The sequence below is a fragment of the Candidatus Nitrosocosmicus franklandus genome, assembly GCF_900696045.1.
In the GTDB taxonomy this organism is placed as follows: Archaea; Thermoproteota; Nitrososphaeria; order Nitrososphaerales; family Nitrososphaeraceae; genus Nitrosocosmicus; species Nitrosocosmicus franklandus_A.
Genome location: NZ_LR216287.1, coordinates 2,339,405 through 2,352,156, shown reverse-complemented (window position 1 = coordinate 2,352,156; position 12,752 = coordinate 2,339,405). Strand labels below are relative to the sequence as shown.

The following is a 12,752-nucleotide window of genomic DNA, read 5'->3' as shown; positions in this document are numbered from 1 at the left end:
CAATAGTAGAGAATAAAAATGAATAATGACAAATATTTTTTATTCGTAATCTCATTCATAGTCTTTGGTATTATAATCGGGACCAATATCTCAATCATTGTTTCGTTTGGACAAGAACAAGGTAAAATTAATACATTGTCAAACACGATAATAAATCTCGAACTAAGAGAAATCAAGGTCGGCGAAAGTCCAACTGGACTTATATACGTAAAAGGAACTGCAATCAACAATTCGACATTTGACACTCGTGATGTCAGGGTAATAGTCGAGCTTTTTGATATAAACAATAATACAGTTTCGGAAACCAGTAGATACATAACACCGGCATCATCAACTTTCAAGCCAGGGTATGACCGTGACTTTTATTTCCTAGTAAGCGCAAACAATGTTGATCATTATATTATTACAGCAGAAGGAGAAAAGATTCCATAAATTGTTTAATGGTTTTATCTTTTAGATATTGAAAAAATTATTATTTGTAGATGGAGCTGCCATTAAATATGACAAAACACCCTATTCTGATCGCTGAGATATCTAAGAAAATTGACCTATATATAACGAGGTAATTTGATCTCACAATATGTGTAAATACATGTGCTGAACTTTATAAAGCAAGGTATACGTGTTTTGAGTCAAAAAAAATACGTATTTAGTTAGATAGTTAGATAAAAGATATTACTCCTCCTCTTCTAATTTCTCACGTTGTTCATTTTCCTCTTCCTCATGTTGTTCAATTAGCTCATCCAGATCTTGGTCAGTTTCCATATCTTATTAATATCTATGGACTGTAAGAAAAATCTATCTGGGTCTTTCTTAATATAATAGGTAAATCAAATTATTTACTAATGTACGGAAACGAAATTATCTATCAAATGAATAATACTCACAAAGATAAAGAAAAATGGATATTGATTTTGAACATAGTATAGGTATTCTGTTTATTATTATTCTCTAGCGTCGAGATATTTTTATTTTGAGAAATAATTTTCCGAATCAAATTCACTAAATGTTGGCTACAAAAATGAATACTTAATTGTAACAATCCAATCATGAATTGCCCAACTCAATCTTCTTGAAACTTGTTCTTTTTTTAGGTACTCTTTGTCAAAGTAACTTAAATATTGTTATCATTGTGGACCCAACAACATGAATGCACACACAGTTGTAAAGATCAACGACTGAGTGATGCTTTCTTTGAGAATCATTTTTAGTAAATACAATTATCTAGTTTGCAGTTATTCGAATGTTCTCTTTGTTGATACAATGAACCTCTATTATGGCGTCCATTTCAATGGAGTTTGTAACATATAGATAATCTTTACTTTTCATTATTTAGGTTTATGTAGATTTTTTATCCACTTTGATATATGTTTGATAACTTGTGAGGCAGGTTAATCCTGTAATTCAATGGTTACTTTCTAGTCATATCCTCTCAGTCTTCACATAAAGTCGGGTCAGTTCCTTAGATTATTTTGCCATCTAAAACATTGTATATCCAATCAATTTTTCATTGATAGAAGTTAATTACCGGTTTGCCAATTATATTTTCCTTTTTCGGAAAAAGGCATCTCAAAACTGATACAGGCTAAGAAAATTTTCATCATATGAATTGACACGGTACAAGAAAATAGTACTGTCATATGTAGGGGCTAAAATCGGTTCAAAAAAAGAATTAGAATTGCTCTAGTGATAGGGTCTCACTTAATTTTTGTCTGACTATGCTGACTTTATCCACTAGCGCCAGGATTGGTATTGTTTGGGGATATTATCTTAGTAACATCTGGATTTTTAGATGAACTCGTTGGATTGTGAACAGTTTTAGGTTTGTTGACTTGAGGAGCAATAGACTCTATACTTTCGCTATCTGCAGTTGTAGTGTCGTCAGAGGATGTAGTGTCGTCAGAGGATGTAGTGTCGTCAGAGGATGTAGTGTCGTCAGAGGATGTAGTGTCGTCAGAGGATGTAGTGTCGTCAGAGGATGTAGTGTCGTCAGAGGATGTAGTGTCGTCAGAGGATGTAGTGTCGTCAGAGGATGTAGTGTCGTCAGAGGATGTAGTGTCGTCAGAGGATGTAGTGTCGTCAGAGGATGTAGTGTCGTCAGAGGATGTAGTGTCGTCAGAGGATGTAGTGTCGTCAGAGGATGTAGTGTCGTCAGAGGATGTAGTGTCGTCAGAGGATGTAGTGTCGTCAGAGGATGTAGTGTCGTCAGAGGATGTAGTGTCGTCAGAGGATGTAGTGTCGTCAGAGGATGTAGTGTCGTCAGAGGATGTAGTGTCGTCAGAGGATGTAGTGTCGTCAGAGGATGTAGTGTCGTCAGAGGATGCGGGCTTGTCAGTCGGGGGAGAGATAGAATCTACACTTTCGCTATCTGCAGTTGTAGGCTTGTCGGTTGAGCTGGGTTGGTTTACTGGTTCCATAGAAGTGGTTGAGCTGGGTTGGTTTACTGGTTCCATAGAAGTGGTTGAGCTGGGTTGGTTTACTGGTTCCATAGAAGTGGTTGAGCTGGGTTGGTTTACTGGTTCCATAGAAGTGGTTGAGCTGGGTTGGTTTACTGGTTCCATAGAAGTGGTTGAGCAGGGTTGGTTTACTGGTTCCATAGAAGTGGTTGAGCTGGGTTGGTTTACTGGTTCCATAGAAGTGGTTGAGTTGGGTTGGTTTACTGGTTCCATAGAAGTGGTTGAGCTGGGTTGGTTTACTGGTTCCATAGAAGTGGTTGAGCTGGGTTGGTTTACTGGTTCCATAGAAGTGGTTGAGCTGGGTTGGTTTACTGGTTCCATAGAAGTGGTTGAGCTGGGTTGGTTTACTGGTTCCATAGAAGTGGTTGAGCTGGGTTGGTTTACTGGTTCCATAGAAGTGGTTGAGCTGGGTTGGTCAAGTGGTACAAGAGGATCGGTAGCCTTAGGGGGAAACGTTATATCGACTTGTCCCAAAGGATCGGTCAAGCTACTTTGTATTTGACTGTAAAGAGTAGCAGCATCTGATTTAGTATCGCTATTTTGGTATCCATCTGATTGTGATGAATTATCTTGTGTTATAGCTGATGAATCTCCTCGATCATTTAAACTATCGAATGGATTTGTCAGAATGTTTTGAATACTTCCAAATAGACCTTTCATATTCAAATTCATCTCTCCATTCATCTGAGCAGCAACAGGTTGGTAAATTACACCCTGAACCGTGGGTCCGGTAATTACAAATACTAATAATACTAATAGCACATTTAATGTTAAAATCTTTATCATTCATAAAATAATAGCATAATATAATAAAGGAGTTTGATAACTCACTACTTAAAAAAAAGTACAATATTATTTATAGTAAAAATTTAATTGGATATATAAAAATAATTATAGTCGTATGAAAAAGCAATGCAAAATTCCGATTCATATATAAAATGGCAAACAAGGAAAAAAATCAAGTCAGAGAGGAATATCGGTCGAGAAAAAGTATTATAATATTTACGTGGGAAATAAAAATATCTGTTATTGAATCCCGATTAGTTTAAGCCAATATGTTGGCTAAGCTACAATTAATGGAAGGTATAGAAAAGTCATATAGAAAAGGTACTAGCATTTGCTAACAATATCAACATTTTAAAAACTATAGTTGTACAATCTAGATCTGTTTGTTACATGAAATATATAACAAACATTTTTGAAGTTAAACGTAATTAAGTCTTCCATTATTATGGATTTAATTTGAACCAAAAAATAATTTCAAATTTTTATCACTTTGGTTGCATGAACATTGAAATCCATAATTAATTTCATAGTAACACATAATGAACTCCGCTATTAGTTGATCTTTTTTTGAAGCATCCATCAATGCCAGTTACCGTTCAAGAATGCTGACAGTATTCTCAATAAGATAATACGGTACCGATAATTGACGTAACAGGTTGACATCCTGGATATAAATGACACCATGTCCACTTTTTACCATACAGTATCGATAACTTTCGTGGTTTATTGTTTGCACAGTGTTCAGCTAAAACCCTCTTTTGTTCATTTTTTAAATATTATTCAAATAAGCCCATACTAAACTGCTCTTACATTGCTTTATTACATAGTCTAGACACAATTTGATTTTTGAATAACTAAAACAACATTAATATCGGGCCTCATGAATGTCTACTGAAAGAGGAATAACATAGTACAAATTAGATCCTTATAACAGCAACATACTTTGGATGATTAATCATCTTCATTTCAAACAATAAGAATTACATCACTTTTCTCAGATTAAGAGGATCAGCAATACGGGCAGAACATAGACTCTGACAGAAGTACGGGTACACCGCGATAATATTATAGTGATTTTAAACTATTCTTGTTAAAACTCTTTTAGTGATTAGCGCTGCCAGGGCAATACTAAGTATAGAGAGCATAACAGCTGTCAAGAATATAAAATTATATGCGATTGACTTAGGATACGATTCACCAAAAGAGTCTTCAGGAGATTTGAGACTTTCCATGAACACTCCAGAAATTGAAGGTCCTATAGACATCCCAATTAAGAATAATAGCATAGTGATTCCTAAAGCCGTGCCGCTCAAATGAACAGGAGATGAAACTAAAGAAACATTAAAAGATCCGATTTCGGATAGCGCTAGTCCTATGGCAACAACAGCCAACGCTATCGAAATTACGAATTGTGAAGGATGGTACAAGAAAAGTACGATGAATCCCGTTGCTGAAACAATAGTTCCTAAAACAGTAGGTTTCAAGTTACCTATCTTGCTTACTAAAAATCCAGACAAGACCGAAATTATAAATGATAGTATCATAAAGGGTAATTGAACAGCTGCAGTGTCAACAGGCCCACCTCCAAAACCAAAAGGAGGGGGGCTCTGAATCAATATAGGCAAAGTTTGATAAATTAGGAAAAATAAGATTCCAATAATCATAATGAGTATATTGGTAGGTAACAAAACATAATCCTTCAGTAAATTGAGGTCAACGATAGGGTTATGAGCTACTCTCTGTGTATTTATGAATATAGGTAAGAGTACTACAGATATGAAAAACAATCCTACAGTCACAATGAGGTTTGAGAAAGTAGATTCAGAAATTGTGTATGGCAGATATGTTAGTCCGGTTAGAAAAGTAGAAACTAAAACAATCAAAACTACAGTCCCTCGTACATCAATTTTTGTATGATTGTCGCTAACTAGGTTATTGTCGCTAACAAGGTTATTGTCACTAGGAACCTGAATCCTCTTGTATACAATTGTCAGTAATAAAACCATCAATGGAACAATTGATAAGAATGTCATATGCCAACTAAAATATTCAACTATAGTTGCACCTAATCCAAGTCCAATAACGGCTCCAGCCGAAAAAACAGCAGTAAAGATTCCCTGGGCTATCGGTAATTTTTCCTCCGAGAACTTTTCTCTAATGATCGCAAACGCGACTGGAAACATTCCCAGACCAATACCTTGAATTATTCTTGATACTATAAGCATTACAATATTATTTGACAAACCGCCCAGCAAAGTACCTAAACTGTAAATAACTATGACAATTAGCAAGATTTTTTTCTTACCATAAATATCTGAGAGTTTACCAATTATAGGAGTCATAACTGCACCTGCTATCAAATACGAAGTTAAAATCCAAGAGGAAGTATTATAAGAAATATCAAAATCGTTTATCACGAATGGTAGTGCAGGAATTAGCATCGTTTCTCCGTACATAGCAATTAAAGCAAGCGAACTAAGAATAGTCAAAGCGACCCATGGTTCTTGGATGGAATTTCTTGAACTCATTTCACGAGATCCTGGTTATGGAGATTAACATAATTACGGCAACTAAAGAAAAAAATGATCAAATGGCATTTTCAAATTAAGTATGATATCATATAAATTTAAATTTGTACACAAGCATGCCTATGAATTTATCCATCCAAGTTTTTTAAAATAATAAACCATGATACCTGCCCCCATTGCAGATATAAAGCACACGATAGCCAGTGGTATATAGTCAAGAATGCTTTCACCACCATTTATGCTTCCAGGAATCGCAATGTTCATGCCATAGAAAGTACCAGCAACAGTAATAGGTATAGACAAGGTGAACAAGATTGTAAGAAAGCTTAAGATCTTGTTAGTTTTTTCTGAATTTAACATGTTATCAGTGTCTTTGTAAATTTCAATGGTCTCCTTTGATTCATCGAGAGCCTCCAATACCTTTGAAATATGGTCGTTAATATTATCAAAGTAGTCTATCAAGTCTTCATGTTCTGCTTCCGGCGAGAAACGCTTGACATCTCTAGATGTAATTTCCAGCATTATTCTTTTTAATGGCAAAACGATTCTTCTAAGGGTAGTAATTTCTCTCCTAAGAATAGACAAATCTCTAGCATTTGAAAACTTGTCGTCAAATACCTCATCCTCTATATCATCCAATTTTCCGATTATCTTCATCAAAATATGTAGCATATTATCTACCAAAGTGTCAAGGATAGAATGGAGAAGATAGCCAGGTGATGCACCCATTAGATTATTTCGAATAGTTGTATCGCCTTCCTTACATTTTTGAAACAAGGACGATAAAGGCTGAAGATCCCCTTGAGTAATCGATATCAAATAGTCTGTTCCTATGAAGAAAGACAGTTGGGAAATGCTAGGAGAGGCCTGTTCCTTCGAGATCGTGGGAAATTGAAGTATGACAAATACGTGATCCTCATATCGATCAATTTTAGGTAGTTGATTTTTCGATAAACAGTCTTCTATATTTAACTCACGAATAGGAAATTTCTTGGCTATAAATTCCAACTTTTCCCTAGTAGGTTTCTCTAAATAGACCCAGAAGAAATCTCTATTACGTATTGTCTCCAATCCCTTAATGTAGTTAGGAAAGTCCACTTCAAACCTATTAACAAGAGATTATTTAGTATATAATTGATTAGAATGAACATGGATTACGATTATATTTTGGATTGAAAATTGTCAAAAATACACACAACTAGTGTTCAAGGCCTTAGATGATCTCATCAAAACATGGTCATTTATTATTTAAATGAAAACACTTAGCATGAAAATTTGATATTTACCCACTAACACACAGTTACAATTCGTAATTCTACAACAACATCAAATATTCCAATCCATAAACAATCGTTCACGGATTGACATACAAGTTTGATAGTTGAATATTATTAGTTATACAATAATCAAGATTCAAAAAGGGTGCGTCAAACAACTTTATATTTATTATCTCTAGAGTCATTCTTTTTGCAACTACCCATAAATCATCTATGCTTATTTAAATTAAAGGTCCTGTTTACAAATGTAGTAGATACTTTATTTCAGTTTTTGAACTTTACTATATTCATTAAATACTAATGGAACCAAATACGAATAAGATGAGATTAGCGGTACATTTTTGCCAAAGCCACCATCCAAAGTAACAGTAGAAACATGATCAGCAAGAGTAAAAATATTTTCTAGCGAATTGCATCAAACATACTTCCTATAGATTCTTAGACACCACAGAAAAAATAAAACTCGATCAGTTTTGGTAGCGTAGAATAAGGCACAGGGTGATCAAAATCCCGTTGCAAAATTATTTACCTTTTTAGTATTCTCTGTCTAATAATTCTGTAAGGGAAAATCGATTGATAAAATCATAACATCTCTATTTAAGCTGTCAGTCAATATACTATTTGGTTGGACATTAGTTAGTGTTATATTCGAAACAGAGCATGACGATCCTGTGATGTTGTTAATTCTGTTAAGAAATCTAGATTAAAACTCGAGCTTCTTCCAATTGAATGTGATAGACCCCGTTGTCTTGTAAAATTGGTTGATCTAGGTAGGCGTTCCCACATTAGCCTCAATAGACCTTTACCCAGAATTACATAGATAATTGAATGATAGTTAGCTCTAAACAGACTAGAAAGGAACATAGCAAAAAGCATTTGCAAAATGCTCATCAGTTTTAGGCAATCTTTTAGATTATTAATAAACAATTTCAATTCTCATAGAGACCAAAAAAAGAGAATCGTAAAGCCAAGAAATTTTTTCCATTAATCGTTTATCATTATTCATTTACAGTACTAGGAATAAGATAATTGAATTCTTTTGAACTTGCAATATATTTCAAGTTTAACGCGCAAAGGTTAAGTCAAGTAGATAAATAAGTATCATTTAGAAATAAATGAAAAAAGATTAGGGACAATCCACTCCGGATTGATTACCTAATTGCATACAGTCTTCCTGTTCGTTTACGGTTATGCTATCTGTTAAGGTATTGTTAGTATTGCTTATATTAGTATCATTTCCTAAAATGTCGGCATTGCTACCCTCAATACTTTCAAACTCTTCAATTGTTTCAGGTCCTGTCAAGTTCAACGGTTGGTAGTCGACCTCAGAATTATTAGTTGTCCCTACTTCTCCAGGTGTTCCTGGATCTATTTCCGATTGTGCAATGACGTTTACAGGCACACTACCGGTAATTGCCGATGCAACTAAAAGGAGAAAAGCAGGTGCCATTCCAAGTATTACTGATTTTTTAATTAGGTTCATTATGAGTAATCATATAAGATAGAATTAAAACATTTTGGTCTGGTTCAAAAAATTTTGCGATTTTCAATGTACTTGGTCTGGACTCGACTATTCGATTAATTCACATAATCAAGATATCTGAATCTGACCATACTGCAATAAGGTAAAGCCGATACACATGTTTGGATCTAACTTTAGAAAACTGATTTACACCACAGATTCTTGAAATGTATTTCTATCCACCTTTTCTGTACAACTTTAATTATTTTGAAATACATTTTTTAATTTAAAATACTTCAATGCTCATCTCACTTGCTGGTTGTGATTATGGCTCTGTTCAGTTAACAGGTTTTAATTCCTTGTTGTGATAGTCGACAAACAGGTTCAACCAGTTTTTTACGTGTTTTAGTTTGCAGTTCTTTAGCCTGCAGGGAAAGTAATCATCGAAACTTTCAGTTCTGTCCTTGATATACTGCATTGTTCTTTCAATCAAGTTTTTTTCATAGGAGGAATGGAGATGGTGTTCTAATTTAAGGAATTGACAAGCCATGGGATACCAAGTACCACCATCTGTTGAAACTGGATGCTTTCCATAGTCTCTGACTATGTTTGACAGAAACCGTTCCGCAACAAACATGTTTCTCTCCTTAGAAATGGATAGTGAGAGAATTTCCTTACTTTTCGCATCTATTGCAACCCATAACCACGTGTATTCTGAACCAACCTTAAGCAATGTTTCATCTACAATGAATTCACATATCCTTCTTTGTTTTGTCTTGATAATCTTAGGTTGGTACTTTTGAATCCAGTTCCAGATAGTGACATGATTTCGTTTGATACAGTATGATAATCTTTCAGATGTTTTCCTAAGAGAAAGACCTGAAAAGTACAAATGTAAGCCATAATACACATATTTTGAAGGTGTTCTGTTTCTAGTATTCATAAAAGAGATAGGACATCTTCAAGCTATAGACTTGACGCTAAATGAACAGAGCCGTGATTATATATAACCAATAATAAATAATAGCATGGCAGCAGTCATCGAAATTCCCCAGACAATCTTGTTCCAATCAAAGATTTTTTGACCGTCCAGCACTCCCATCGGAATCAAATTAAACATCGCTATCCACCCATTAAACGATGCACCTATAGCAAAATAATGACCATTTGAACCTCCGTATAAATTAGAAAGCAGCAGAAAGGCAAAGCCCATTATCAAATTAGTAACCGGCCCTATTAATGCCACACGACCAAATTTTTGCCTATCACCTAAGTGGACCATAACCGCCCCGGGGGCAATAAATTTGAATGGCATTATTGGAAGAGCCGAAATTGCAGTTATGATCAAACCATACGTTTGTGCTCTAAATTCGGCCCAACTACCATAATACTGAGCAAGAAATTTGTGAGCTAACTCATGTACAAGAAATGCACTAATGAATATTGCTAAAAATTGCCACGAAAACGTCCTATATTGATTCAATGAAAGGCCAACACATGTAACCAGCACTGTTGCAATAGATAGATGTAGCAATTCTGTTCGTGAGCTTTTTAGCCAGAATATTCGCTGAAATATATTGAACCAAGATCCACTAGAACCACTATGATAATTTTGTGCAAACTTTGCGTTGTGAGAATTCCTATTATACAGTTCCAAAAAAGGACATGAATGTATCAATGGATTTCTATGATCACTACAAAATCGTTCTTTGCAATAGTTACATCTAAAATGGAGATTGTCAACTCTATCACAAAAATTGCATTTACCAGTATTGTTATCCCCTAGATTGCTCATTAGAATAATCCTAATCGAATCAATCTTAACGATAACGAGTCCAAAACATCAATGTCAGTACCATCATTTGCAAGGCTACCGTTATACATAGTAATCAAATCTGTCGCGAAAACACTAAATCGACAAATATTTGGAAAATGGTAATCCATATATGTAAATATTATGCGTTACACATATTTAATAATTAAATATCTATCTTGTTAACAAGAATCAATTCATCAAAAAGGGATTAAACTTTAAAATATCTTTTAATTCAGCCTCACAAATTCTATTTTCATACTTAATTTTTAATGAATTCATATGTGTTAGGATTTCAGATGTAAGAATATAGTGATTTGAAATGGAATTCTTGCCTAGAAGACTAATTCTTAATATGAAATAAATTTAGCCAGCTCCAGTATATCAGCAGGTCGTGAAGTTATCGAATGCGTCAGGTAATTTAATGGTCTTAGTATTAGGTCCATAATTTGGATTCTGTTTTATTTATTGGTATTTTGATAAATTGTGGGAAAGATCTCAAGTTTAGAGCAGGGATGAAAGTTCAACAAATTCATTGAACCAAAAAAACTAAAATAGTCAGAAAATTGGCTAATTTTGATATATTATAAAAATAGATAGTCCAAGCTGCTTTTTTGCATCTATCCTTGATTATTTAAAACACAATGAATTGTCAATTTAACAAGTAATTTTCTAAAGTAATAATCTATGTCATATTATGGATGCAAATAAGGATAATATATTGATGACGCCAATGTTAAAAACTCCAACTTGTCCAAGAATTGGAATACCAATCAGGAACCCTGTGCTTACTGTTATCAGAATTGCTTATCCGTGTCTTAAAAAATCTGAATACAGCAGATGATCAATCACATATAAACTCAGGTAAGCATACAATTCTAAAGCAACATGGTCCAAAATAACAGACTTAGTGTTGACACAATATAACTCCATCGTGCGATCAACAAATATGATAATTTAAAATACCTGATCTAAACCTTCACTCGTTGAACCGTGTAATAACGTTTCGGATCAAAAGCCTATAAATATGATCTTCCTTATCGCATTGTTCAGAAAAAACAATCAACGAACATCAACCCACCGATGGTGCTACAGACAGTTTAGTATATAATAATAGTAACTTAGGATATAGCAATCCTAGTTCCACCATTGATAGGTCTCCACAATTTTACTTGGTCAAGATAGATTGTAACATGCGTTACCAAAAGTGTCAATTGTTTTATTTTTTTTATGTTTCTCCGTTTGTACAAATTTAGAAAACGGATGCTTCAATAGTTGCAGTGTAGAACGAAAAGAAAAATAATTTATACTGATTCAATTATGTCGCCATCAGGAATATTTTTTCCGTATTATTGCTTCATTAATAGGCGGATGTAAATACCCACCATGGTCAACAGTACAAAAACCAGGAACGTAACTTCTATGTTATGTAAATATGAAACGTTATGGGATATCGACTATTGATCATACAATCTATCATACTTGCTCATCTATACGGATATGTTCGACTACAATCTTGTTAAAGTTCAACTTATAATAGCGGTGAATAATTGTGTGATAACTCTAATCTAATAAGCATATGCACCATCTGCAGGTCTGCACTGGTTGCATAATTTAATCTTTTGATTAGTAGCTTTTCTTGTAACAATCATGATTTCTACGTCCTCCATACCACAATCATCACATTTTCCGATCATTAATACAGATTAGACATAATAGTTAAAATAGATGTCAGCATTTGTCTTAATTTTTTTTTAGAATAATGTACTGGGATTTAAAAATAATAACTTCAGATATTGTTTTTGAATTTTACTTTTAATTGCAATAGAATATATAAAAAAGAACCAAGACGAAATGATAATTTAGATTTAAATGAAAATTAAAAATGTATAAACGATGGCTTAGGTTGGTCAAGAATTACTTGAAAAAGATATTTGCCAATACCCTAAATCTCTGATCAAGGATTTTGATGCCAATGTACTCGTTATTGAATTTCCAGTTAATAAATTATCACTGAACAAAAAGGTAAACAAAGAGTAAACCATACTTAGAGAATGATACTTACAAAGCATAGATGATGTAGTAGGAGGAAGTGGGGAGGCTTGTGAATTGAACCCCTATCTAGACAAGATTTAACCTATTCTTCTGACTACTAGGAATTATTTGTTTATATATTACTTTCAATAATTCTCTAATCTATTTGTGTTTAAAAATGAGATGACAGTATTTGAAATACAAATCAAGAGATATTCATTCTTGTTTCAAATCAAAAGAACTAATTTCTGATAAGGTAACACAGATATCATAAACAAAGATATACGAAAATTATTTTGAACGTTATCTCCTATTCCCTTTTACCAACATAGTAAATATAGAACCTATAAATCAAATCAGTATATTTTTGTGCCAGTTTTTGCCATTTTGAATAAT

Annotated in this window: 7 protein-coding genes; 1 reads left to right on the top strand and 6 read right to left on the bottom strand. The window is 33.8% G+C overall.

What is annotated here, in order from left to right:
* Positions 1-18: 18 nt before the first annotated feature.
* A complete protein-coding gene (locus tag NFRAN_RS11010) occupies positions 19-432 on the top strand; it encodes a hypothetical protein (RefSeq protein WP_134485034.1) in 414 nt (137 codons plus the stop codon).
* Between the two features lie 1,295 nt (positions 433-1,727).
* Here NFRAN_RS11010 and NFRAN_RS14280 read toward each other — a convergent pair.
* The 6 genes from NFRAN_RS14280 to NFRAN_RS10980 form a co-directional block, all read right to left on the bottom strand.
* Positions 1,728-3,242, bottom strand: coding sequence for a hypothetical protein (locus NFRAN_RS14280; protein ID WP_134485033.1), 1,515 nt, complete (start codon positions 3,240-3,242; stop codon positions 1,728-1,730).
* Positions 3,243-4,318: 1,076 nt separating this feature from the next.
* Positions 4,319-5,770: an MFS transporter gene (locus NFRAN_RS11000; RefSeq protein WP_134485032.1), complete on the bottom strand. Its 1,452-nt coding sequence runs from the start codon at positions 5,768-5,770 to the stop codon at positions 4,319-4,321.
* A gap of 120 nt (positions 5,771-5,890) precedes the next feature.
* Positions 5,891-6,868 carry a magnesium transporter CorA family protein gene (locus tag NFRAN_RS10995; RefSeq protein WP_232038003.1) on the bottom strand — a complete coding sequence of 326 codons (978 nt, stop codon included), beginning with the start codon at positions 6,866-6,868 and terminating at the stop codon, positions 5,891-5,893.
* 1,305 nt (positions 6,869-8,173) lie between these two features.
* On the bottom strand, positions 8,174-8,530 hold the full coding sequence (locus tag NFRAN_RS10990) for a hypothetical protein (RefSeq protein WP_134485031.1): 357 nt from the start codon (positions 8,528-8,530) through the stop codon (positions 8,174-8,176).
* Between the two features lie 316 nt (positions 8,531-8,846).
* Entirely contained in the window at positions 8,847-9,452 is a 606-nt protein-coding gene (locus tag NFRAN_RS10985; RefSeq protein WP_134482534.1) for a DDE-type integrase/transposase/recombinase, read from the bottom strand.
* A gap of 57 nt (positions 9,453-9,509) precedes the next feature.
* Positions 9,510-10,304 (bottom strand): AN1-type zinc finger domain-containing protein, encoded by a 795-nt coding sequence (locus NFRAN_RS10980; RefSeq protein WP_134485030.1) that lies wholly within the window; start codon positions 10,302-10,304, stop codon positions 9,510-9,512.
* Positions 10,305-12,752: the final 2,448 nt, after the last annotated feature.